Source organism: Streptomyces sp. OZ13, assembly GCF_052068155.1.
Taxonomy (GTDB): domain Bacteria; phylum Actinomycetota; class Actinomycetes; order Streptomycetales; family Streptomycetaceae; genus Streptomyces.
In genome coordinates, this window is record NZ_JBQHCZ010000008.1 from 218,352 (window position 1) to 242,682 (window position 24,331).

Annotated in this window: 15 protein-coding genes; 11 read left to right on the forward strand and 4 right to left on the reverse strand. The window is 68.7% G+C overall.

What is annotated here, in order from left to right:
- Positions 1-122 precede the first annotated feature (122 nt).
- The 4 genes from ACTMTU_RS20135 (at position 123) to ACTMTU_RS20150 (ending at position 6,009) form a co-directional block, all read left to right on the forward strand.
- Positions 123-911, forward strand: a complete 789-nt coding sequence (locus ACTMTU_RS20135) for an ATP-binding cassette domain-containing protein (protein WP_005310530.1) — start codon at positions 123-125, stop codon at positions 909-911.
- Positions 908-2,197, forward strand: coding sequence for a sugar ABC transporter permease (locus ACTMTU_RS20140; RefSeq protein WP_441264878.1), 1,290 nt, complete (start codon positions 908-910; stop codon positions 2,195-2,197). Before ACTMTU_RS20135 ends, ACTMTU_RS20140 begins: the two co-directional genes overlap by 4 nt.
- Before the next feature lie 186 nt (positions 2,198-2,383).
- Positions 2,384-4,297, forward strand: a complete 1,914-nt coding sequence (dxs, locus tag ACTMTU_RS20145) for a 1-deoxy-D-xylulose-5-phosphate synthase (RefSeq protein ID WP_441264879.1) — start codon at positions 2,384-2,386, stop codon at positions 4,295-4,297.
- A 236-nt stretch (positions 4,298-4,533) separates the two neighbouring features.
- Entirely contained in the window at positions 4,534-6,009 is a 1,476-nt protein-coding gene (locus ACTMTU_RS20150; protein ID WP_441264955.1) for an amino acid permease, read from the forward strand.
- 36 nt (positions 6,010-6,045) lie between these two features.
- On the opposite strand, the gene ACTMTU_RS20155 is transcribed toward ACTMTU_RS20150, so the two are convergent.
- Positions 6,046-6,474 carry an NTP pyrophosphohydrolase gene (locus tag ACTMTU_RS20155; protein ID WP_441264880.1) on the reverse strand — a complete coding sequence of 143 codons (429 nt, stop codon included), beginning with the start codon at positions 6,472-6,474 and terminating at the stop codon, positions 6,046-6,048.
- Positions 6,475-6,597: 123 nt separating this feature from the next.
- On the opposite strand from ACTMTU_RS20155, the gene ACTMTU_RS20160 reads away from it, so the two are divergent.
- Positions 6,598-7,680, forward strand: a complete 1,083-nt coding sequence (locus ACTMTU_RS20160; protein WP_441264881.1) for a hypothetical protein — start codon at positions 6,598-6,600, stop codon at positions 7,678-7,680.
- Positions 7,681-7,846: 166 nt separating this feature from the next.
- Here ACTMTU_RS20160 and ACTMTU_RS20165 read toward each other — a convergent pair whose 3' ends face one another.
- Entirely contained in the window at positions 7,847-8,938 is a 1,092-nt protein-coding gene (locus tag ACTMTU_RS20165) for an LCP family protein (RefSeq protein WP_441264882.1), read from the reverse strand.
- A 191-nt stretch (positions 8,939-9,129) separates the two neighbouring features.
- Here ACTMTU_RS20165 and galU point away from each other — a divergent pair, with 191 nt between their 5' ends.
- The 6 genes from galU to ACTMTU_RS20195 all read left to right on the forward strand — a co-directional run bounded on the left by galU (position 9,130) and on the right by ACTMTU_RS20195 (position 20,604).
- Positions 9,130-10,032 carry a UTP--glucose-1-phosphate uridylyltransferase GalU gene (gene galU, locus ACTMTU_RS20170; RefSeq protein ID WP_441264883.1) on the forward strand — a complete coding sequence of 301 codons (903 nt, stop codon included), beginning with the start codon at positions 9,130-9,132 and terminating at the stop codon, positions 10,030-10,032.
- 207 nt (positions 10,033-10,239) lie between these two features.
- Positions 10,240-11,370: a hypothetical protein gene (locus ACTMTU_RS20175; RefSeq protein ID WP_441264884.1), complete on the forward strand. Its 1,131-nt coding sequence runs from the start codon at positions 10,240-10,242 to the stop codon at positions 11,368-11,370.
- 320 nt (positions 11,371-11,690) lie between these two features.
- On the forward strand, positions 11,691-13,514 hold the full coding sequence (locus ACTMTU_RS20180; RefSeq protein ID WP_441264885.1) for a stealth family protein: 1,824 nt from the start codon (positions 11,691-11,693) through the stop codon (positions 13,512-13,514).
- A 48-nt stretch (positions 13,515-13,562) separates the two neighbouring features.
- Entirely contained in the window at positions 13,563-16,316 is a 2,754-nt protein-coding gene (locus ACTMTU_RS20185) for a bifunctional glycosyltransferase/CDP-glycerol:glycerophosphate glycerophosphotransferase (RefSeq protein WP_441264886.1), read from the forward strand.
- Positions 16,317-16,337: 21 nt separating this feature from the next.
- Positions 16,338-17,813 (forward strand): glycosyltransferase family 2 protein, encoded by a 1,476-nt coding sequence (locus ACTMTU_RS20190; protein WP_441264887.1) that lies wholly within the window; start codon positions 16,338-16,340, stop codon positions 17,811-17,813.
- 49 nt (positions 17,814-17,862) lie between these two features.
- The gene (locus ACTMTU_RS20195; protein ID WP_441264888.1) at positions 17,863-20,604 is read left to right on the forward strand and encodes a bifunctional glycosyltransferase/CDP-glycerol:glycerophosphate glycerophosphotransferase; all 2,742 of its coding nucleotides are present in this window, start codon (positions 17,863-17,865) and stop codon (positions 20,602-20,604) included.
- Positions 20,605-20,928: 324 nt separating this feature from the next.
- Here the strand turns inward: ACTMTU_RS20195 and ACTMTU_RS20200 are convergent, their stop codons facing one another.
- Both ACTMTU_RS20200 and ACTMTU_RS20205 read right to left on the reverse strand, forming a co-directional pair.
- Positions 20,929-23,058, reverse strand: coding sequence for a 3-hydroxyacyl-CoA dehydrogenase NAD-binding domain-containing protein (locus tag ACTMTU_RS20200; protein WP_441264889.1), 2,130 nt, complete (start codon positions 23,056-23,058; stop codon positions 20,929-20,931).
- The gene (locus tag ACTMTU_RS20205; RefSeq protein ID WP_441264890.1) at positions 23,055-24,281 is read right to left on the reverse strand and encodes a thiolase family protein; all 1,227 of its coding nucleotides are present in this window, start codon (positions 24,279-24,281) and stop codon (positions 23,055-23,057) included. Before ACTMTU_RS20205 ends, ACTMTU_RS20200 begins: the two co-directional genes overlap by 4 nt.
- Between the last annotated feature and the right edge of the window lie 50 nt (positions 24,282-24,331).

Consider the following 24,331-nt stretch of genomic DNA (forward strand, 5'->3'; position numbering starts at 1 on the left):
GCCATCAGCCCCCGCTGCCGGTCGGGGCACCGGTCGGAACACTCGCTGCATTTCCAGTCTGCTCAACCTCCGCGCCGCATTTCCCCCGGCGCGGCATCCCCGCCGGTCAGGCGGCGAAGGAGATGGTTCACGTGTCCGCTACGCCCGTGTTGGCGTTGCGCGGGGTCTCCAAGCGGTTCGGTGCCGTCCAGGCGCTCACCGACGTAGAGCTTGAGGTCCACGCCGGCGAGGTGGTCGCCCTGGTGGGCGACAACGGCGCCGGAAAGTCCACGCTGGTCAAGACGATCGCCGGTGTGCACCCCATCGATGAAGGCGCCATCGAGTGGGAGGGCAAGCGGGTCTCGATCAACCGGCCGCACGACGCCCAGAACCTCGGCATCGCGACCGTCTACCAGGACCTCGCGCTGTGCGACAACATCGACGTCGTCGGCAACCTCTACCTCGGCCGGGAGCTGCGCAAGCGCGGCGTGCTCGACGAGGTCGAGATGGAGCGACGCGCCCTCGAACTGCTGAAGACGCTGTCGATCCGTATCCCCAGCGTCCGTATCCCGATCGCCTCGCTCTCCGGCGGTCAGCGCCAGACCGTGGCCATCGCCCGTTCGATGCTCGGCGAGCCCAAGCTCGTCATCCTCGACGAGCCCACCGCCGCTCTCGGTGTCGAGCAGACCGCACAGGTGCTCGACCTCGTGGAGCGGCTGCGGGAGCGCGGCCACGCCGTCGTCCTCATCAGCCACAACATGGCCGACGTCAAGGCGGTCGCCGACAAGGTCGCCGTGCTCCGGCTGGGCAGGAACAACGGTGTCTTCGAGGTCAAGTCGACCTCGCAGGAAGAGATCATCTCCGCCATCACCGGTGCCACGGACAACGCCGTGACCCGCCGTGCGGCGCGCAACGCGGAGGTTACGAAGTGACCACGGAAAAGACCCCCACGGCCACCGGCACGAAGGTGGTCAACCCGGACGCCGCGCACGACGCGCTGACCGCGGTCGACCCTCGTCTGCTGGTGCGCGAGCAGGGGCTCAAGGGCTACTTCTCCGAGTTCAAGCGCAAGGTGCACGCCGGCGACCTCGGGTCCATCCCGGTCGTCATCGGTCTGATCGTCATCGCGGTGATCTTCCAGACCATGAACTCGCAGTTCCTCTCGGCGGAGAACCTGAGCAACATCGCCGTCACGATGGTCGCCACCGGCATGATGGCCGTCGGCATCATCTTCGTGCTGCTGCTCGGTGAGATCGACCTGTCGGTCGGCTCCGTCAGCGGTGTCTCCGGTGCGATCGTCGCCGTGCTGAGCGTGACGCACGGGATGAACGAATGGCTGGCGCTGGTCGTCGCCCTGGCCAGCGGCGCCGCCATCGGCGCCCTGCACGGCTTCTTCTTCGCCAAGATCGGCGCCCCGGCGTTCGCCGTGACGCTGGCCGGCCTGCTGTTCTGGCTCGGCTTCATGCTGCAGCTGCTCGGTGAGAACGGCACGATCAACCTGGACGGCGAAGGTGTCGTCGGACAGCTGACCACGTACTACTTCTCCGACATCGCGGCCGCCTACGGGCTCGCCGCCGTCGCCGTGGCCGGCTTCTTCCTGTCGTCCTTCTTCGACAACCGCCGCCGCGCCGCGGCCGGCGTCCCGTCCCGGCCGCTGTCCGACATCGTGATGCGCACGGTGATCCTCGCGATCATCGCTTTCGCCGCGGCCATCATGTTCAACCAGTACAAGGGCCTGCCCCTGGCGCTGGTGCTGTTCCTCGCCGTCCTCGTGATCACGGACTTCGTGCTCCGCCGGACCGCCTACGGCCGCAAGATCTTCGCGCTCGGCGGCAGCGTCGAGGCCTCGCGTCGCGCCGGTATCAACGTCACCGCGGTGCGTATCTCGGTCTTCGCGCTGGCCGGGCTGTTCGCGGCCGTCGGCGGCCTGTTCTGGGCCTCCAAGATCGCGGCAGCGAACCAGAGCGCCGGCGCCGGCGACCTGCTGATGAACGTCATCGCCGCGGCCGTCATCGGCGGCACCAGCCTCTTCGGTGGCCGGGGCCGCACCTGGAACGCCCTGCTGGGCGTCATGGTCATCGTCTCGATCCAGTACGGACTCGCTCTGGAGGGCATCGCGACGCCGATCCAGTACATGATCACCGGTGGTGTCCTGCTGGCGACGGTCGTGATCGACTCCGTCACCCGGAGGACGCAGAAGACCGCAGGTCGCGCCTAGTACGACCGCACAGTGCCCGGTGCCGCGCGGCGGTGCCGGGCACTGCTGTGTCACGTCATAGGCGTGACACAGAACGCACCGCCCGATGACCGAGCGCGTGCACGGAACATTAGACTCGGGCAATCGGCAAGGTCGATCAGCCGGAGTCGATCGGCTCGGATGCAGCTCGAATGCAAGGAGGCACGGGTGGCACTGCTTTCCCGTATCAGGGGACCGCGCGACCTGGACCGGCTCGGCCCGGAGCAGTTGGAGCAGCTGGCTGCAGAGATCCGCACCTTCCTGGTGGACGCCGTCTCCAAGACCGGTGGGCACCTCGGACCCAACCTCGGCGTGGTCGAGCTGACCATCGCCCTCCACCGTGTCTTCGAGTCCCCCAAGGACAAGGTCCTCTGGGACACCGGGCACCAGAGCTATGTCCACAAGCTGCTGACCGGCCGCCAGGACTTCTCCAGGCTCAAGATGAAGGGCGGACTGTCCGGCTACCCCTCCCAGGGCGAGTCCGAGCACGACGTCATCGAGAATTCGCACGCCTCCACCGTGCTCGGCTGGGCGGACGGCCTCGCCAAGGCCAACGAGGTCCTGAAGAAGGACGACCACGTCGTCGCCGTCATCGGTGACGGCGCGCTGACCGGCGGTATGGCCTGGGAGGCGCTGAACAACATCGCAGCCGCCAAGGACCGCCCGCTGGTCATCGTCGTCAACGACAACGAGCGCTCGTACGCGCCGACCATCGGCGGCCTCGCCAACCACCTGGCCACCCTGCGCACCACCGACGGCTACGAGCGCTTCCTCGCCCGTGGCAAGGACCTCCTGGAGCGCACCCCCGTCGTCGGCAAGCCGCTGTACGGCACGCTGCACGGCGCCAAGAAGGGCCTCAAGGACTTCATCGCCCCGCAGGGCATGTTCGAGGACCTCGGCCTCAAGTACGTCGGTCCCATCGACGGCCACGACATCGAAGCGCTCGAGTCGGCCCTCGCCCGCGCCAAGCGCTTCGGCGGCCCCGTCATCGTGCACTGCCTCACCGAGAAGGGCCGCGGCTACCAGCCCGCCCTGGCGGACGAGGCGGACCGCTTCCACGCCGTCGGCAAGATCCACCCCGACACGGGGCTGCCCATCTCGAGCTCCGGCCTCGACTGGACCTCGGTGTTCGGCGAGGAGATGGTCAAGCTCGGCAAGGAGCGCGAGGACATCGTCGCCATCACGGCCGCGATGCTCCAGCCGGTCGGCCTCGACCGGTTCGCCAAGGCGTTCCCCGAGCGGGTCTACGACGTCGGCATCGCCGAGCAGCACGGTGCGGTCTCCGCCGCGGGCCTCGCGACCGGCGGCCTGCACCCCGTCTTCGCCGTCTACGCCACCTTCCTCAACCGCGCCTTCGACCAGGTCCTGATGGACGTCGCCCTGCACAAGTGCGGCGTGACCTTCGTACTGGACCGGGCCGGCGTCACCGGCACCGACGGCGCCTCGCACAACGGCATGTGGGACATGTCGATCCTTCAGGTCGTCCCCGGCCTGCGGATCGCCGCCCCGCGCGACGCCGATCAGGTCCGCGCCCAGCTGCGCGAGGCCGTCGAGGTCGACGACGCGCCGACCGTGGTCCGCTTCTCCAAGGGCGCGGTCGGGCCGGCCGTCAAGGCCGTGGGCAGGGCCGGCGGCATGGACGTGCTGCGCCGGGCGGAGGCCGACCGGCCCGACGTCCTGCTGGTCTCCGTCGGCGCCCTCGCCCCGATGTGCCTGGAGATCGCCGACCTGCTCGACGCCCAGGGCATCTCGACCACCGTCGTCGACCCCCGTTGGGTCAAGCCCGTCGACGAGGCGCTCGCGCCGCTCGCCGAGCAGCACCGGGTCGTCGTCACCGTCGAGGACAACAGCAGGGTCGGCGGCGTCGGCTCCGCCATCGCCCAGGCGCTGCGCGACGCGGGCGTGGACGTGCCGCTGCGCGACTTCGGCATCCCGCCCCGCTTCCTCGACCACGCCTCCCGCAACGAGGTCATGGCGGAGATCGGCCTGACCGCACCGGACATCGCCCGTCAGGTCACCGGTCTGGTCTCCAAGCTCGACGGCCGCATCGACAGCGAGGCGGTCCAGCCCGCCCGCGACTGAGCCGCCGCGGCACCATGCGACAGATCCGTGGACGAACGGGACGGATCGTGTGCACGACGTGCCGACCCGGGGCCGGAGGGTAACCCTGAAAGGGTGGTCCCTTCGGCCCATTCGGCTGAAATCCACCCGTTCCGGCTCTCTGTGGACCACGCACCGTCCCGATCATGGCGAGGACGACAAGTGTGGAGGTAGCAGGGGTGAGCACAGATACTGACCCGTCCGGCGGCAGGCGAGGCATCTTCCGGACCAAGCCCGTCGAACAGTCGATCCAGGACACCGAAGAGCCGGAGCACGCACTCAAGAAGTCCCTCTCCGCCCTGGACCTCACCGTCTTCGGCGTGGGTGTCATCATCGGCACCGGCATCTTCGTCCTCACCGGCACCGTCGCCAAGAACAACGCCGGCCCGGCGACCGCACTCGCTTTCGTCGCCTCCGGCATCGTCTGTGCCCTGGCCGCGCTGTGCTACGCCGAGTTCGCCTCCACCGTCCCTGTGGCCGGCTCCGCCTACACCTTCGCGTACGCCTCGCTCGGCGAACTGCCGGCCTGGATCATCGGCTGGGACCTGGTGCTGGAGTTCGCGCTCGGCACGGCGGTGGTGGCCGTCGGCTGGTCGGGCTATGTGCGTTCGCTGATGGACAACGTCGGGTGGAACCTGCCCGCCGGGCTGCAAGGCCCTGATGTGGAGGGCGGCACCTTCGATCTGCTGGCCTTCGTTCTCATCCTGGTGCTGACGGCGATCCTCGTCGTCGGCATGAAGCTCTCCGCACGCATCACCGCCGTGGTCGTGGCCATCAAGGTCGGCGTGGTGCTGATCGTCATCATCGCGGGCCTGTTCTTCGTCAAGGCCGCCAACTACGACCCCTTCATCCCCCCGAAGCAGGGCCAGATCGAGGGCAGCGGCTGGGACGCGCCCCTGGTGCAGCTGCTGTTCGGCTACGAGCCCACGAACTTCGGCGTGATGGGCATCTTCACCGCCGCGTCCATCGTCTTCTTCGCCTTCATCGGCTTCGACGTCGTGGCCACGGCGGCCGAGGAGACCAAGCTGCCGCAGCGCGACATGCCGCGCGGCATCCTGGGGTCGCTGTTCATCTGCACCGTGCTCTACGTCGCCGTGTCCCTCGTGGTGACCGGCATGCAGCACTACAGCGAACTGTCGATCAGTGCCCCGCTGGCGGACGCCTTCAAGGCGACCGGCCATCCGTTCTTCGCGGGCATCATCAGCTTCGGCGCGGCGGTCGGTCTGACGACGGTATGCATGATCCTGCTGCTGGGGCAGACCCGTGTGTTCTTCGCCATGAGCCGCGACGGCCTGCTGCCGCGGTTCTTCTCCAAGACCCACCCGCGGTTCCGCACCCCGTACCGTCCGACCATCCTCCTCGGCGTGATCATCGCCATCGTCGCCGGCTTCACCAGCATCAACGAGCTGGCCACCCTGGTGAACATCGGCACGCTCTTCGCGTTCGTCGTCGTCGCACTCGGCGTGATCATCCTCCGCCGCACCCGGCCCGATCTGCACCGCGCCTTCCGTACCCCCCTGGTGCCCCTGGTCCCGATCCTGTCGGTTGCGGCCTCGGTGTGGCTGATGCTCAACCTGCCGGGTGAGACATGGTTCCGGTTCGCCGTCTGGATGGCGATCGGGATCGTCGTGTACGCCCTGTACGGCCGCCGGAACAGCCGTCTCGGCCGCAGCGGTACCGACCTCAAGGCGTAGCGAACGCACGGGCCCGTGCGGCCCCGGACCGGTCCGTCATCCCTGGGACCGGTCCGGGGCCGCCGGCCGTACGGCACGCGGCCCCACGCACCGCGCGCCGTGCGCCTCGACCCGCCGCCGGAGCTCCCGGTCGGCGGTGACGACGACACACAGCCGCCCGGCCGCCGCTGCCACGGTCTCCACGATCAGGTCGTCACCGCTCCCGGCGGCCGGCTCCACCCGGACGCCCGGCACGGATCCGAGCCCCCGGGCGGCACCCTCGACGACGAGCACGATCTCGACGGGCCCGGGCAGACCGGCGATCCCGGCCGGCGCGTACGCGACGAGCCGGTCGCGCAACCGCTCCGCGGCCCCGCGCCGGTCACGCCACCATCCTCCCCCACAGCCTTCGGCGTGGGCGGGCCCCAGGCCGGAGCCGACGACGTTGGCGCCGTCGACGACCAGAAGTACGGGGAGCGTGTCCATGACGTCAGGGTCGCAGGTGAGCAGGATCGCGGGCACGGGGGACCCGCGGAGATCCCGGGTCCACGGGCTGAAAGAATGAAGGACTGAACAGCCCGACTCCCCTTCCGACGCACTGGACTTCCGATGGCAACTGCGCCTGCGACCCCACTCCGAGACCAAGACCGTGCCGCGGCCGCACGGCTCTCGGGCAACTGGCTGACCCTTGGAACGGAAGGCCTGCTCACGGCCTACGCACCTGCCGACGGTGCGGTACTGCGCTGGACCGAGACACCGTCCGGATGGGGCGCCGTGGAGCGGATCGACGCGCCCGGGCTGCTCCCCGTGCTGAGCGTCGCACAGGGCGCCGACGGATACGTCCATCTGATCGGCCTGCGCCGGACCGACACCGGCACCGACAAGCAGCACGTGGAACTGGTGCATGCCGTGCAGTTCCAGACGGGCCGGCCGCTGCTCGGCTGGCGCTCGCTCGGGCACTCCAACAAGATCGGGCCCTGGACCGGCGATCCGGCGACCGCCGTCGACGGCGAAGGCCGGCTCTGCGTGTTCACGCGCAACGGAGGCACGGGTGTGAGCCTGCGCATCCAGGGGGCCACCGGCGGCTGGGGCAACTGGCAGGACCTCGGCGATACCGGAACGACCCACCTGGCGGCTGCCACCGATGCCGACGGACGCGTGGAGCTCTTCGTCCCGAACGGGAAGGCGATCCGCTGGTTCACCCAGGAGAAGCCGGGCGCGCCCTTCAAGCTGGCTGAGCGGCTGGAGACGAGGGCCGCCGCGCCCGGAGCCTTCTCCGCGATCGCCACGACCTCCGGCACCGTGTCCCTGTTCTTCACGGACGAGGACGGCGTCATCCAGGTATGGGCGCCGAGCCGGGGCATGGCTCCCCGTCCGCTGATGAAGGCCGCGGGCGACGGCCCCCTGGCACTGTCCCGTCTGACGATCGACGGCCACGACTGCACCGTCCTTGCCCAGGAGGCGGACCAGGGGCAGGTCTCCTTCGCCGCCTATCCGGCCGAGGACGAGGAGGCCGGCGGATGGTGGACCCACACGCAGACGGGCGCCGGCCGGACGCCGCTGGCCCTCCAGAAGCGCGACGGGAGCGGGCTGATCGCCATGGCTCTCTCGAGCACGGGCGAGCCGATCGTCAGCAGGCAGAAGACCGAGGCGGGCGGGTTCGCGCTGGGGAGCTGGAAGCCCCTGCGGTGAGGCTGCCGCTGTCCGCCACTCCGCCCCGCGACCGGCTCACGGGCGGGGAGGAGGCGACAGTGAGGGGCCGCTGATCCGCCGGTACCCGGGTCGATGTCCGCAGGACGCGGTACGCAGGAAGCCACGGCGCGCGAGGCGCGGCCGTGGCTTCCGTGTCGGCGGTCTGTCAGCCGCCCGTGGCGGGCGACTTCTTCGCGGATTCCGGGATCTCGGAGTCCTCGCGGATCGCCTTCCACAGCTCGGTCGCCTGGGGTTCGGCGGCCACCACCCGGTTCGGGTCCACCTTGTCGTAGGCGACGGGCAGCATGATCGTCTCCATCGAGGCGGGGTCGACACCGTCCATGCTGCGGGCGAAGTCGGCGAGTTTCGTGAGGGAGTCGAGCTCGGAGTCGGTCGTCAGCGACTGGGTCAGCGAGTCGGCGATCTTGAACGACTTGGCCGGACTGCCCAGCAGGTCCTGCGACTTGACCTCGCTGAGGAGCGCCATCATGAACTGCTGCTGGAGGCCGATGCGGCCGAGGTCGCTGCCGTCGCCGATGCCGTGCCGGGTCCTGACGAACGCCAGTGACTGCGTGCCGTCGAGCTTGTGGGAGCCGGCCGTGAGGTCGAGGCCCGACTCCTTGTCGTGGATGGGCTCCTTCACGTCGACGGTCACCCCGCCTATCGCGTCGACCAGTTCCTTGAAGCCGGAGAAGTCGATCTCCATGTAGTGGTCCATCCGGACCCCGGACATCTTCTCAACGGTCTTCACCACGCACGCGGGACCGGCCAGCGAGTAGACGGAGTTGAACATCACGCGCTCTTTGGACGGCAGCGTGGAGCCGTCGGACTTGACGCAGTCGGGCCGGGTGACCAGCGTGTCGCGCGGAATGCTGATCGCCGTCGCGCTGGAACGGCCCTCGGGTATGTGGATCATGAGCGCGGTGTCCGAACGGGCGCCGCTGACATTGCCGCCGGCCAGCCCGCCGTTGCTACCGGACCGTGAGTCCGAGCCCAGGACAAGCAGGTTCTGACCACTGGTCGGCAGCTTCTGAGGCCGGTCGTCACCGATGGCCTTGTCGAGGTCGACGCCCTTGATGTTGCTGTCGAGGCTGCTGTACATCCAGTAGGCCGTGCCTCCCGCGGTCAGCAGGAGGACCAGTGCGACCCCGAGTGTGATCTTCAGGCCGCGGCGGCGCTTGCGAGGAGCCGACCTGCGTCGCGTTCTCCCGTGTCCGTCCCCCTGCGGGCTCGGTGTGATGGCGGCGTCGTGGCTCATCCGGTCTCGAGTCCTCAAGTTTCATTGCCCTGGACGGGCAAGTGGAGTGCGTGGGACTCGGGTGGGGGGTGTGACCGGTCCGTGAATGCATGACTGACCGTGCACTATAGACAAATTTTCGACTTCTTGCGGGCGGTTACATTCATCGGCGTTCACAATCTCTCCACGCTGTGGTCGCCGGAAGGAAGCTCATGACCGACAGACGCCCCGGAGTCGTCAAAGCAGTGATCCCTGCAGCAGGGCTCGGGACCAGGTTCCTGCCTGCCACGAAGGCGACGCCGAAGGAGATGCTGCCGGTCATCGACAAGCCGGCGATCCAGTACGTCGTCGAGGAGGCGGTCGCGGCCGGCCTCGAGGATGTGCTCATGGTTACAGGCCGCAACAAGCGGGCTCTGGAAGACCACTTCGACCGCAACTACGAACTCGAGCACGCCCTTGGGCGCAAGGGCGACCAGCAGCGTCTGTCCACCGTGCGCGAGTCGTCGGACCTTGCGGCCGTGCACTACGTGCGTCAGGGCGACCCGCGCGGGCTCGGTCACGCGGTGCTCGCGGCGGCCGCACACGTCGGTGACGAGCCGTTCGCGGTGCTGCTCGGGGACGACCTGATCGATCCTCGCGACCCATTGCTCGCCCGGATGATCGAGGTCCGGGAGGCGCTGGGCGGCAGTGTCGTCGCGCTCATGGAGGTCGCCCCGGAGCAGATCCACCTCTACGGCTGCGCCGCCGTGGAGGCAACGGCCGACAGTGACGTCGTGCGCGTCACGGGCCTGATGGAGAAGCCCGCGCCGGGTGAGGCGCCCAGCCGCTACGCGGTCATCGGGCGCTATGTTCTCGACCCTGAGGTCTTCGAGGTCCTGCGCCGTACGCCGCCGGGGCGCGGTGACGAGATCCAGCTGACCGACGCGCTTCAGGAACTGGCGGTCCGTCCCGAGGTGGGCGGTCCGGTCCACGGGGTGGTCTTCACGGGCCGGCGGTACGACACCGGTGACCGCGGGGACTACCTGCGGGCCATCGTCCGGCTCGCCTGTGAGCGCGAGGACCTCGGACCCGACTTCCGGGCGTGGCTGCGGGACTGGGTCCGCGAGGAGCTCTGAGACCGCCCCCGTGAGGGGTCGGGCCGGTCCTGTCCGCCCGACGCTTGGGTGACATTGAACTCATCCTGAACCCGGCCCGGAGGCCGTGATCCGAGGGTCGTGCGGTGCCGACGGCGCAGCGGGACGCTTGTTCGGATGTGCATATGATGTGGCGAATTCTGGAGTCATCTGTGGGCACCGGCCCTGGCGTAGGAGGGGACGGCGGAGATGCGCGGCAGAGGTGCTCAGGCGGTGGACCGGCGGTCCCGTCCCGGTGTCGAGGCCGACGTGCGGCCGCAGCGGGTGTCCGTGACGGCGGTGGCCACGGGGTCCTGGCTGCTGCGCGGGAACGACGATCGCCTCAGTGTGTACGCGCTCGTCGAAGGCGGTGTGCACCGCTGGACGGAGACCGCGGTCGGCAGCGGGCGCTGGAGCAGACCGGACTTCTTCCCCGCTGACGGGCTGACTGGTCTCGCCATCGCTCAAGGGGTCAATCGTTACGCGCACTTCGTCGGGCGCAGGGAGAATCGGTCGGGCGGGGACACGCCGAAGGTCGACCTGCTCTACGCCGTGCAATACCAGTCGGGTCGGCCGCTGGGGGCCTGGCGTTCCCTGGGCAACCCGTACCGCGCCCCCCGGGATGCCGCGACACTCGGCGTGCCGACCGCCGCTGTCGACGGACAGGGTGCGGTCCACGTCTTCGTCTCCGGTGGCCCCGGCGGGGTCATGCTGCGGCGCGAATCCAAGAGCGGGCCGTGGGAGGCGTGGAAGGACCTGCGCGGCGGTGCGGTCGAGGGCGGGCCGACCGCCGCGACGAACTCCGCCGGCCTGGTCGAACTCCTCGCGCCGGGGCACCGGTCGGTGATGCGCTGGGTACAGACGGAGCAGGGAGCGGACCTGCGCCGGGCACAGGACCTCGTGCCCGCTCCGGTACCGGGCTCGGCCGCGCTCCTCGAGACCGCTCCCGGGGTGTTCACCGCGTACTGGTCCGAGCAGAGCGGGGCGGGCGTCTACGCGCAGCGGCCCGGCGAGTGGGCGTTCCCCGTGGGCGGGGCCCCGGGAGAGGGGCCCCACGCCACGCTCCGTGCCACCGTCGACGGCTACGACTGCACGGTCCTGGCCCATAAGGGGCGTACGGGAACAGCCGTGCTCGGTGTCTGCGGCACCGGTGGGGAGTCCGGCGGACTGTGGTGGACCGACACGGGGGTGGCCTGTGTCGGCACTCCGGCGCTGGCGCTGGACGGGCGGGGTCGGGTCGTCATAGCGACGGTCGCGGCGGACGGCGGTGTCCTGGTGAATCGGCAGCGGGCGGAACCCGGGCTCACCCTGTCCGACTGGGACCGCCTGCCGGGCGACTGAGTCGGCCTCCATCGCCGCAGGTCGGGGGAAGCCGTACAACTTACGGCGCGTCAATACACCAGGCCCTGCCGGAAGTCCAGAGATCCAAAAGGTTGTACCGCTCATCAGTGACGATCATCACGCGTCACAACCTGTCCACGAGCTGTCTCGACCTGGACTTTTAGGAAACCATTATGTGAAAGTTTGATGGATTGCCGATGTGTGGTGATCGCAGCGAGATAGGGGTGATGTGCCCCTATGTCTGGTAACGCGAGCTTCTTCCTGTTTCAAGGCCCACGCGGCGGGGTGTGCGACATCCTTGGAAGGCAGAGCTGCTGGGTATGGATGGTGGATGCCTCGTGGGTGGCTCGGACAACCCTGAAGCCGGAGCGCTGATTTCGGCGTACCGGTCTGCGGTGCCGACCGGCGCGAGGCAGCGCATCGTCCGCGGGGTGCCGACCCCGGTCCGCAAGGTCGTGAAGTCCTCCCTCGCCGCCGCCGACTCCGCCCGCTCCGCCACGGTGGTCTGGGCGATGGGGGGCAAGCGAAAGGCGGCCAGGCACAGTACCGCCTACAGCCTGCGGGTCGTCCGCGTCGGCCGCCGCCATATGCGTGCGCTGCTGGTCGAGGGGGCGACGGACTGGGCGGCCCGCGCCCGCAACCTGAACATCGTGGTCTCCGTTCTGGAGGCGGCGGGCGTCGACTACTTCTGCGTGCGGGGCACGAGCAGCGGGCTGCCCGCTGTCGCCGTCCCGGCCGCATCCCGCCCGCTCGTCGAGGAGCTGCTCCAGCTGGCCTTCGCGCAGGCGCCGGGCTATGTGGGACCGGCCGGCGGCAACGAGGCCCGCATGGAGCCCGGGGACGAGGAGCGGTCGTGGCGGCAGCTGCGCAAGCACAAGGTGCTGCGGGTCGCCTGGTACGTGTGCGACCCGACCCAGCAGCTGGTGTTCGGCGCGGCCTCCGGATGCGACCTCGAGGTGTGGGCGGAGCGGGACGGGGAGCTGCGGGCTCCGCGTCCCAACCGGGTCATCGACGCGGTCCCGGTGAGCGCTCCGCGCAGATCGGCGCCGCAGAGGCTCTTCAGCCCCATACCTCCCGCGTACCACACGGGGGACGCCAGAACACTGGCCGAGTTCGCCGTGCCGCTCCCCGAGGACCACCAGTTCCCCATCGACGTCGTCTACACCTGGGTCGACGACTCGGACCCGGTCTGGCGGGCGTCGCGCGACCGCGCGCGTCAGGGGTTCTCCGCGGACGGGCTGCACGAGCAGGCGGCGAACGACTCGCGGTACACCAGCCGCGACGAACTGCGCTACTCGCTGCGGTCGCTCCACCAGAACGCACCCTGGGTGCGCAACATCTATCTCGTGACGGCCGGCCAGGTCCCGTCCTGGCTGCATGCGCAGCACGCGAACCTCCGGGTGGTGGACCACCGGGAGATCTTCTCCGACGCAGCCGCCCTGCCGACGTTCAACTCGCATGCCATCGAGAGCCAGCTGCACCATATTCCGGGACTCTCCGAGTGTTTCCTCTACTTGAACGACGACGTGTTCTTCGGCCGGCCGGTGACGCCTGCGCATTTCTTCCACCCGAACGGCATCACCAAGTTCTTCACCTCGCCCGCGCTGATACCGGGCGGCGTCGTCTCCCCGGCGGACCTCCCGGTGAATGCCGCGGGTAAGAACAGTCGATGGCTCATAGCGCAGAAATTCGGTACCGCGATCTCCCAGAAGATGAAGCACACGCCACATGCGCTCCGCCGAAGTGTGCTGCAGGACATCGAGGAGACCTTCGCGGAGCAGCACGCCACCACTCAGCGCTCGCGCTTCCGTTCCCCCGAGGACGTGCCGATCGCCTCGTCGCTGCACCACTATTTCGCGTACCACTCCGCCCGGGCCACGGTGGGGGAGATCCAGTACCGGTACATCGATCTCTCGAACGATCTGGCCGAGCGGCGCCTGAACACACTCCTCGCCAACCGGAACATGGACACCTTCTGCCTCAACGACACGGTGGAGTCCGCTGACCCGGAAGCGCAGCGGGACATGCTGAATCGTTTCCTTGAGGCGTATTTTCCGGTGCCCAGCCCTTATGAAGTCGCGGAACACGAGAACGTCCTCGAGTGGCGGGCCGATCCCGAAAGAAGCATCCATGCCGCCAACTGATGACATTCCCTTCCTTGTCGCGCCGCCTGGGAGCGAGTTCCACCGCACATGAATTCCTATGACGTCACGCTGGTCGTGCCGGTCTACAACGTGGAGCAGTACCTCCAAGAGTGCCTGGATTCCATCGAGGCGCAGACGGTGTTCGAGCGCTGCGAGGTCGTGCTCGTCGACAACGGCAGTACGGACGGCTCGTACCGGCTCTGCGCGGAGTTCGCCCGTCGGCATGCCAACACCACGGTGCTGGTGCGCCGCGGCGGCGGTGCCGGAGCGGCCCGTAACCTCGGCATGGACCGGGCGACCAGTCCGCGTATCACGTTCTGCGACTCCGACGACGTGCTCCCGCCCACCGCGCTCGAACGCATGCTGGACGCCTCCCTGGCGACCGGTGCCCAGGTCGTCGTGGGCGCGATGGAGACGTTCCCCAAGCCGACCAACTGGGCCTGGAAGGACCACTTCGGAAAGGGCGACCAGACATTCGGCAGCCTTGCCGAGATGCCCGAACTGGTGCACAGCGCAAGCGCCTGCAACAAGCTCTTCGACCTTTCCTACCTGCGCTCCCATGACATCCGCTTCGCGGAAGGCGTCCATTTCGAGGACGCCTATGTCGGCGTGTCCGCGCTCGTTCTCGCCACCCGACTCGCGCTGGTCGACGCGTGTGTCTACCGGTACCGCAAGCGTGCCGCGGGGAACTCGACCATGGACGCGATCTGGACGCGGCGGCAGAACTACTGGGACCACCTCCGGCTCGTGGAGTACCTGCACCGGCTGGGCGCGGGCCTCCCGGAATCGTCGAAAGCCGTGCTCGACCTCTTCCTGGTACGGAGCTACCAGGGCTTCGCGCTCCGGGCACCCGACCTGTTCCAGGGGGCGGAGCTGGAGGAGATCTACGCGCGGTGCCGCGCGGTCTACTGGGCCGTCCCGCCCGAGGTGGTCGTCAGGGCCACCGCCGATGCCCGTCATCGTGTGGCCTATCTGGCCTTCGTCACCGGGGACTTCGGCCTCTTCGCGGACCGGGCGGCCCGGCTGGACAAGCCCTCCGTGCGCGACGGCCGCCCCTACCTCACCGGCGGACTGCCGGACCGGCTGTCCCCGCTGGCGCAGGCCACGCCCTTCACCGCCCATCTGGAGCACGTCCGCCGGGTGCCGGGAACCGGGGCGCTCCGGCTGTCCGGACGGTTCGAGATCAATGGCATGCCCATGGTCCGGCCCCTGGCGGGGCACCTCGGCCTGCGCGTCAGGGGCAGTCGCCTGAGCGTCCCCGCCATCCAGATCCGCCGACGGGACCTGAGGAACACGCGGCCCGACATGGAATGGGGCGGCTTCACCGCCGACCTGCCCCTCGACGACCTGCGGCACGGTGTCCACGACCTGGAATTCGTCCTCGACACCGAGGGCGGCCAGGCGGTCACCCCGTGCCTGGTCGCCGCGGGCTATCTCCGCGGGGCGCGCGTCGTCGAGCACGGCGGGACACGGGTGGTGCCGCACTGGAAGGGGAAGAACCGGGCGATCCTGATGGTCTCCGGCTCGGCGGGCCGGCTCGGCCGGCGCGGCGTCCTCGGCGGCCTCCTGGCCAAGGACGCCAAGCACGTGCTGCGCCGCCGGCCGTTCTGGAAGCAGCGACTGATACGGCTGTTCACGAAGCCGCTGAAGCCACTGTTCCTCGGCCGGGACATCTGGCTGTTCGGTGAGCGGGGCGACACCGCGCAGGACAACGGCTGGCACCTGTTCCGGCATGCGCGCACCGCCGGGAAGCGGCGCGGGGCGTACTACGTCATCCGGGCCGACAGCCCCGACCGGGCCCGTCTGGCGGGGCTCGGGCACGTCGTCGCGCACAGCTCCTGGAAGCACAAGCTGCTGATGCTGCACGCGTCCGCGCTGGTCAACGCCTATGACATCGACACCTACATGCTGCCCGACGGCTGGGACCGGACCCGCTACCTCAAGCACCTGAACTGGCGTGTCGGCGCCCGTCGCGTCTTCCTCCAGCACGGTGTGACGGACAAGGACGTCAGCAAGGGCCTGCACCGCAACCGGACGGGCGTCGACCTCATCCTCGCGGTGAGCCGGCACGAGGGGCGGTTCCTGTCCGAGGAACTCGGCTACGAGGGACAGGTGGAGGTGATCGGCTTCCCCCGCTTCGACGCGCTGGTCCCCGCCCGCGGCGGGCGCACCATCCTGTTCATGCCGACCTGGCGCGCCTATCTGACCGTCGCCTCGTACAGCCGTGACGGCGGCGGACGCGAGGCGCGCCAGGCCGCCCGCGACCGGTTCCTCGCCTCCAGCTACCGGGAATTCATGGTCCGCTTCCTGAACGACCCGGATCTGCTGGCTGCCCTGGACCGGTACGACTACACACTGGAATTCCTGCCGCACTACGAAATGCGCGCGATGGTCGGGGAGATGATGCCGGACCAGCAACGGGTCCGGATCGTCGACCAGAACGAGGTCAGCGTGCAGGAAGCCATGCGGAGCTGCGATCTCTTCGTCACGGACTGGTCGTCCACCGCCTTCGACATCGCCTACCTCGGAACTCCGTTGGTCTACGCGCAATTCGATGCCGAGGAGTACTGGGACGGGCATTACAAGAAAGGCTATTTCGACGCCCGCCGGGACGGATTCGGACCGGTCGGTGAAACCGTCGAAGAGGTCGTGGGTGAAGTGGTCCGCTACATACGGGGCGGGTGTGTGCGGGAGACCGAGTACCTACGGCGGGCAGAGAAGTTCTTCGAGTACCGGGACCGGCAGAACAACGTGAGGGCGTCGGAAGCGATCGATCGTCTCGTCCGGGGGTTGAATCATTGATGTGGTGTGCCAGGAGGAACTATGTCCCAAGCCAACCGTGACGTGACAGTCGTCGTGCCGTTCCGCGACGTCCAGAAATTCTTCGGCGAATTTCTGGAATCGGTGGCGGCACAGACGGCATTCGCGCGCGCCCATGTGATTCTCGTCGACAACGGCAGCAGTGACGGGTCGGTGGCGATCGCGAATGAGTTCGCCGGCCGGTACCCCAACGTCGACCTGGTCTCGCAGCCTCAGGGCCGGGCCGGTGACGCGCGCAACATGGGCATGGACATGGCCGTGACGCCGTACATCGTCTTCTGGGACGCCGACGACATCGTGCCCGAGCGGTCCCTGGAAGTGCTCCGGAACACCATCGTCAAAACCAGGGCTACGGTCGTCGTGGGCCGTGAGAAGCATGTCCCGAAGCCGGTCAAGGCGGCGTGGCACAAGTACTTCGGCAAGAACGTCAAGACGGTGGGCAGCGTCGTCGACATCCCGGACCTTATCCACTCGGCGTCCTGCTGGAACAAGATCTTCGACCTCGACCTGCTGCGCTCCCAGGGCATTCGGTTCGGAACGGGCACCGCCTTCGAGGATGCCTATGTCTCGATCCCCGCGCTGCTGATGTCGGAGCGCATCGCGCTGGTCGACGCTCCCGTCTACGAGTACCGCAGGCGCGGAGACGGCACCTCCGTCATGGACACCATCTGGGACCTCCCGCAGAACTACGCCGACCAGCTGATGATGCTCGAGTACCTCGCGGGCATGCGCCAGCAGCTCACGCCGTACCAGCAGGAGACGCTGGAGCGGTTCCTCGTCCGCAGCATGCAGGGCTTCCTGCTGAGGGCGCCGCGGGTCTTCGGCGAATCCGACTGCCGGCAGCTCTTCGAGCGCTGCCGCACGCTGTACTGGGGGATCACCTCGGAGCAGTTCGCCCGCAGCACGAACGACACCAGGCACCGCATTCCCTATCTCGCGCTGCACTTCGGAGACTTCGAGCTCTTCTACCGTCCGGCCTCCGTCCTCGGATCGGTCTTCGGCCGTGAAGGTGACCTCTACATCGACTACCCGGGGACGTCCTGGGGGCTGCCGCTCACGAAGGTCACCTCCGTTCCGGCGCGGATCGAGGGGGTCGTCGCCGGCGAGGGCGGGACGACGGTGATCCACGGCTGCTTCTCGGTCAACGGGATCCCCGACGAACTGCTGGCCGGCCTCGAACTGCAGGTCTGGTTCGAACGGAGCGGCAAGACCCTTCCGGCGGTGAACCACGGGCAGGCCCACGACCGGCCGGGCCAGGAGGGAGCCGTCTTCAGCGTCACCGTCGACCCCCGGGAATTCCCGTCCGGCTCCTTCCCCGTGCGTCTCGTGCTCTGCACCCGGGGCAGGGACGTCTCGCGTCCCTGCGCCGTCTCCCCGTCCCTGGCCCAGCAGCCGCCCGTCAACGGGTTCCACGGCTTCACACGCATCGCGGCCGACGGCGGGAACGCCCAACTCGTCATCGAGTCCCCCCAGCACTGATCAGGGTCCGCTCCAGAAATGGGGTATTGGCAGAAAACAGGAGTCATACGTGTTCGATCCCCTCTACGCCGTCGCCGTCGTCGTCCCCATCTTCAACGTGGAGAGATACCTCCCGGAGTGCCTGGACTCACTGGCACGCCAGACGATGTTCGACCGCTGCCAGGTGATCCTCGTCGACAACGGCAGCAGCGACAGCTCGGCCGCGATCGCGGCGGAGTTCGCCGCACAGCATCAGAACGTCTGGGCGTTCGTGCATCCGGAGGGAAAGGCAGGCGGGGCCAGGAACGCGGGAATGGACCTGGTGAGCGCCCGCTACATCACGTTCTGCGACTCCGACGACGTACTGCCCGAGGACGCCCTGGAAACCATGTGGCGCACCGCGGTCAAGGAGGGCGTGCCGCTCACCATCGGACGGATGGAGACGTTCCCGGAGGAGACCAACTGGCCCTGGCTCCGCTACTTCGGGAAGCATGTCCAGGTGCACCCCGGGATCGAGAACATCCCGGAGATGATCCACGGCGGAAGCGCTTGTCACAAGCTCTTCGACGTCGAGTTCATCCGCGCGAACAACATCCGGTTCCGTGAGGGCGTGCACTTCGAGGACGCGTTCTTCTCGGTCCCCGCCATGCTGCTCGCGGACCGTATCGCGATGGTGCCCAGCACTGTCTACCGGTACCGCAAGCGCGCCGCCGAGGACTCCACGATGGACAAGCTGTGGGAGCGCACGGAGAACTACTGGGACCACCTCCTGCTGGAGGAGTACCTGATGACGCTCCGCCGCCGCCTCTCCGGCCACCGGCAGGAGGTCCTCAACCGGTTCCTGGTGCGCAGCTACCAGGGTTTCGCCCTGCGCGCGCCGCAGGTCCTGCCCGAGGACGAACTGTTCCGGCTCTTCGAGCGGGCCCGCGCCGTCTACACCCAGATGACGCCCGACGCGGTCCTGGCCTCCACCCACGACACCCGCCACCGGGTGCCGTTCCTGGCGATGTACATGAACTGGTACAAGCTCTTCGCTCACCCGGAGCAGGCGATCAGCGGTGTGTACGGGCGAGGCGGAGACCTCTACCTCGACGTCGCGGTGCCGAGCGCGCTGCTCCCGCTGACGAAGATCTCCTCCACCAGCGTGCACGTGGAACGGATCCAGGCGGACGCCGCGTCCGGCGGGATCGTCGTGGCCGGCCGGTTCGTGCTCAACGGACTCCCCATGAGCGAGCCAATGCGCAACCCCCTGCAGCTGTGGGTGGAGAAGAGCGGCCAGATGGTTCCCGCGCGGCAGGTGTGGCGCAGTGACCTGCTGGCGACGCGAGACGATCTCGCCTGGGGCGGATTCGAGGCGGTCGTCCCGGTAGGCGCCGTCAAGAACGGTGAGTTCCCGCTGAAGCTGGTGTTCTGCACCTCCGGCCGTGATGTCTCACGCCCGTGCATGACCACCACCGCGATGCTGCGCAGCGCCCGTCCCATGAAGGTCGCCGACCACTGGGTCCTTCCGCTGACGAAGGGCAAGGACAACGCGGTGCTGCTCGTGCGGGAGGCGCAGGGCCGGGACGGCGACAAGGCCTGGGAGGAGTTCCTCGAGGGCCTGGACCAGGAGCAGAAGAAGCGCAAGGCGCCCTTCTGGCGTGCCCGCGCCATCCGGCGGGCCACGCTGGCGTTCTTCCGCCGCAAGGAGATCTGGCTGATCGGCGAGCGCAGGGACACCGCACAGGACAACAGCCTGCACTTGTTCACGTATCTGCGTAAGCACGAGCGCCGCCGCAAGGCCTACTACATCATCGAGAAGGGCAGCGCGGACCGGGCCAAGCTGAAGCGCCTCGGCAACGTGGTGGCGCACAGCTCCTGGAAGCACAAGCTGCTCATGCTGCACGCGTCGCTGCTCATCAACGCCTACGACATCGATTCGTACATGCTCCCCGACGGCTGGGACCGCACGAAGTACCTCAAGCACCTCAACTGGCGCGTGGGGGCCCGGCGGGTCTTCCTCCAGCACGGGGTCACCGACGAGGACGGCAGCAAGGCCCTGCACCGCAACCGGACCGGTGTGGACCTGGTGTTCGCGACCAGTGACCGGGAGGCCCGGTACTTCTCCGAGCACATGCACTACGGAGACCAGGCCAAGGCGCTGGGCTTCCCGCGTTTCGACGCACTGCAGCCGGACCGCGGGCGACGGCGTGTCCTGCTGATGCCCACCTGGCGCAAGTACCTGACGATCCCTTCGTACCTCCAGCAGGACGGTGCCGACCAGAACGCGGTCGACGAGATCTTCCGGGAGTCGACCTACCGGGAGTTCATGGTGCAGCTGCTGCGTCACCCGAAGCTGATGGAGGCGCTGGAGCACTACGACTACGTGCTCGACTTCCTTCCGCACTACGAGATGCGGAACATGGTCGACGGGGTCGTACCGGACCATCCCCGGGTGCAGCGCCTGGACCAGACGAAGGTCAGCGTCCAGACGGCCCTGCGTCAGTGCGACCTGTTCATCACCGACTGGTCCTCGGTCCACTTCGACATGGCCTATCTCGGCACGCCGCTCGTCTATGCCCGGTTCGACCCGGACGAGTACTGGGCGAAGCACGCGAGGAAGGGGTACTTCGAGGCCGAGTACGACGGGTTCGGACCGGTGTGCGGCAACGTCGAGGAAGTGGTGACCGAAGTGATCCGCTACCTCGGCAACGGATGTGTGCGCGAACCGGAGTACGACCACCGCGCCCGTGCGTTCTTCGCCTTCGAGGACCGCGACAACTGCGCCCGCGCGACGGCCGCGATCGCGGAGCTCGCGGCGTCGGACGTGTAAGCCCCCCACCTCGCCGGCCGCGGCGCAGCGTCACCGAATCGATCAGGGCAGGATGGTCCGGGCAGAGACGCACGCCGCGGCACGAGGTCGGTCCGTGAGCGAGTCCGCCGCGTACGCCCGGCTGATCTGTCTGGCGCGACCTCGAGGGCAGCGGTACGTGGTGAACTCGCTGCGGCGGCAGGGGCCCCGGCCCGGGGGCGGCGCTCCGCTGTCAACTGGACGCTGTGGCATGTTGCTCAAAAAAGAGAGAGGCGTGGGGGACTGCGCGATCAGCCATGGCCGATCCGCAGTCGCCCCACGCCCCTCAGGCGTCTGAACAGACCGCTACGCGGGCACGCTCGCCACGCCCGGAGCCAGGAACGGCTTGCCGTTCACGCGCTGGGAGACACCCTCGCGGTCCAGGTACGGCGTGATGCCGCCCAGGTGGAAGGGCCAGCCGGCGCCCGTGATCAGGCAGAGGTCGATGTCCTGGGCCTCGGCCACGACACCCTCCTCGAGCATCAGGCCGATCTCCTGCGCGACGGCGTCCAGGACGCGGTCGCGGACCTGCTCCTCCGTCAGGACGGTGTCGCCCTGCTTGAGGAGCGCGGCGACCTCCGGGTCCAGCTCCGGCTTCCCGGAGTCGTAGACGTAGAAGCCGCGCTTGCCGGCCTTGACGACCGCGGCCAGGTTCTCGGAGACCTTGAAGCGCTCCGGGAAGGCGCGGTTCAGGGTCTCGGAGACGTGGAGGCCGATGGCCGGGCCGACGAGCTCCAGCAGGACCAGCGGCGACATCGGCAGGCCGAGCGGCTCGATGGCCTTCTCGGCGGTGGCCACCGGGGTGCCCTCGTCGATGACGTTCTGGATCTCGCCCATGAAGCGGGTCAGGATGCGGTTCACGACGAACGCCGGGGCGTCCTTGGTGAGCACCGCGGTCTTCTTCAGCTTCTTCGCGACACCGAACGCGGTGGCCAGCGAAGCGTCGTCCGTCTTCTCACCGCGGACGATCTCCAGCAGCGGCAGCACCGCGACCGGGTTGAAGAAGTGGAAGCCGACGACCCGCTCGGGGTGCTTCAGCTGCGACGCCATCTCGGAGACCGACAGCGAGGAGGTGTTGGTGGCGAGGATCGCGTGCGCCGGGGCGACCGCCTCGACCTCCGCGAACACCTTCTGCTTGACGCTCATCTCCTCGAACACGGCCTCGATGACGAAGTCCGCGTCCGCGAAGCCCTCGGCCTTGTCGAGCACACCCGTCACCAGGGCCTTGAGGCGGTTGGCCTTGTCCTGGTTGATGCGGCCCTTGCCGAGCAGCTTCTCGATCTCGGCGTGGACGTAGCCCACGCCCTTGTCGATGCGCTCCTGGTCGATGTCGGTCAGGACGACCGGCACCTCGAGGCGGCGCAGGAACAGCAGCGCCAGCTGCGAGGCCATCAGACCGGCGCCGACGACGCCGACCTTGGTGACCGGGCGGGCCAGGCTCTTGTCCGGCGCGCCGGCCGGGCGCTTGCCGCGCTTCTGGACCAGGTTGAAGGCGTAGATGCCGGAGCGCAGTTCGCCGCCCATGATGAGGTCGGCCAGGGCCTGGTCCTCGGCGTCGAAGCCCTTCTGCAGGTCGCCGTCCTTGGACGCCTCGATGATGTCGAGGGCGCGGTACGCGGCCGGGGCCGCGCCGTGCACCTTGGAGTCGGCGACGAACCGGCCCTTGGCGACGGCCTGGTCCCAGGCCTCGCCGCGGTCGATCGCGGGACGCTCCACGGCGATCTCGCCCTTGAGGACGGACGCCGTCCAGACGAGGGACTGCTCCAGGAAGTCCGCGCCTTCGAAGATCGCGTCGGCGATGCCGAGTTCGAAGACCTGGGCGCCCTTGAGCTGCTTGTTCTGGCTGAGCGAGTTCTCGATGATGACCGAGACCGCGCGCTCGGCGCCGATCAGGTTCGGCAGGATCGTGCAGCCGCCCCAGCCGGGGACGAGACCGAGGAAGACCTCGGGCAGCGAGAAGGCCGGGATCGCCTTGGAGACGGTGCGGTACGAGCAGTGCAGACCGACCTCGACGCCGCCGCCCATGGCCGCGCCGTTGTAGTACGCGAAGGTCGGGACCGCGAGGGCGGAGAGACGCTTGAAGACGTCGTGGCCGCCCTTGCCGATGGCGAGCGCGTCGGAGTGCTCCTTGAGCAGCTCCACGCCCTTGAGGTCCGCGCCGACGGCGAAGATGAACGGCTTGCCGGTGACGCCGACGCCGACGATGTCGCCGTTCGCCGCCTCCGCCTGGACCTGGTCGATCGCGGTGTTCAGATTCGCGAGCGACTGCGGGCCGAAGGTGGTCGGCTTGGTGTGGTCCAGGCCGTTGTCCAGCGTGATGAGCGCGAAGCGCCCGGCGCCGGCGGGGAGGTCGAGGTGGCGTACGTGCGCCTGCGTGACGACCTCGTCGGGGAACAGCTCGGCCGCGCCCTTCAGAAGTTCAGCGGTGGTGCTCACTTGTCGCCTCCGGCGTCCTTGTGGTGCGGGTTCTCCCAGATGACCGTGGCGCCCATGCCGAAGCCGACGCACATCGTGGTGAGGCCGTAGCGGACCTCCGGCTGCTCCTCGAACTGGCGGGCCAGCTGCGTCATCAGACGCACACCGGAGGAGGCCAGCGGGTGGCCGTACGCGATCGCGCCGCCGTACTGGTTGACGCGCGCGTCGTCGTCGGCGATGCCGTAGTGCTCGAGGAACGCCAGCACCTGGACGGCGAAGGCCTCGTTGATCTCGAAGAGGTTGATGTCCTCGATCGACAGGCCGGCCTTGGCGAGGGCCTTCTCGGTCGCGGGGATCGGGCCGTAGCCCATGACCTCCGGCTCGACACCGGCGAAGGCGTACGAGACGAGACGCATCTTGACCGGGAGGTTGTTCTCGCGGGCGAACTCCTCGGACGCGATGATCGAGGCGGTGGCGCCGTCGTTCAGGCCCGCGGCGTTGCCGGCGGTGACGCGGCCGTGGACGCGGAACGGCGTCTTCAGGCCCGCGAGGGACTCGAGCGTGGTGCCCGGGCGCATCGGCTCGTCGGCGGTGACGAGGCCCCAGCCGGTCTCGCCGGCCTCGGGGTTGGTGCGGCGGACGGAGACCGGCACCAGGTCCTGCTGGATCTTGCCGTTGGCGTACGCCTTGGCGGCCTTCTCCTGCGAACGCACGGCGTACTCGTCGGCGCGCTGCTTGGTGATCCGGGGGTACCGGTCGTGCAGGTTCTCCGCGGTCATGCCCATGAAGAGGGCGGACTCGTCGACGAGCTTCTCGCTGACGAAGCGCGGGTTCGGGTCGACGCCCTCGCCCATGGGGTGGCGGCCCATGTGCTCGACACCACCGGCGATGACGGCGTCGTACGCGCCGAACGCGATGGAACCGGCGACGCTCGTCACGGCGGTGAGCGCACCGGCGCACATCCGGTCGATGGAGTAGCCGGGCACGGACTGCGGCAGCCCGGCGAGGATGCCTGCGGTACGGCCGAGGGTCAGACCCTGGTCACCGATCTGCGTGGTCGCGGCGATGGCGACCTCGTCGATCTTCGCGGGGTCGAGGGCCGGGTTGCGGCGCAGCAGCTCCCGGATGGCCTTCACGACGAGATCGTCGGCGCGGGTCTCGTGGTAGATGCCCTTCGGGCCCGCCTTGCCGAACGGGGTGCGGACGCCGTCGACGAAGACGACGTCCCTGACGGTACGAGGCACGATGGCTCTCCTCCAGGGTGCGGGGTTGCACTGCTGCGGGCGCACGCTGA

What these genes read in the sequence shown, in the direction of transcription:
- ACTMTU_RS20135 (WP_005310530.1), top strand. Translation starts at nt 123, where the DNA reads ATGGTTCACGTGTCCGCTACGCCCGTGTTGGCGTTGCGCGGGGTCTCC.
- ACTMTU_RS20155 (WP_441264880.1), bottom strand. Translation starts at nt 6,474, where the DNA reads ATGGACACGCTCCCCGTACTTCTGGTCGTCGACGGCGCCAACGTCGTC.
- ACTMTU_RS20160 (WP_441264881.1), top strand. Translation starts at nt 6,598, where the DNA reads ATGGCAACTGCGCCTGCGACCCCACTCCGAGACCAAGACCGTGCCGCG.
- ACTMTU_RS20165 (WP_441264882.1), bottom strand. Translation starts at nt 8,938, where the DNA reads ATGAGCCACGACGCCGCCATCACACCGAGCCCGCAGGGGGACGGACAC.
- galU (WP_441264883.1), top strand. Translation starts at nt 9,130, where the DNA reads ATGACCGACAGACGCCCCGGAGTCGTCAAAGCAGTGATCCCTGCAGCA.
- ACTMTU_RS20175 (WP_441264884.1), top strand. Translation starts at nt 10,240, where the DNA reads ATGCGCGGCAGAGGTGCTCAGGCGGTGGACCGGCGGTCCCGTCCCGGT.
- ACTMTU_RS20180 (WP_441264885.1), top strand. Translation starts at nt 11,691, where the DNA reads ATGGATGGTGGATGCCTCGTGGGTGGCTCGGACAACCCTGAAGCCGGA.
- ACTMTU_RS20185 (WP_441264886.1), top strand. Translation starts at nt 13,563, where the DNA reads ATGAATTCCTATGACGTCACGCTGGTCGTGCCGGTCTACAACGTGGAG.
- ACTMTU_RS20190 (WP_441264887.1), top strand. Translation starts at nt 16,338, where the DNA reads ATGTCCCAAGCCAACCGTGACGTGACAGTCGTCGTGCCGTTCCGCGAC.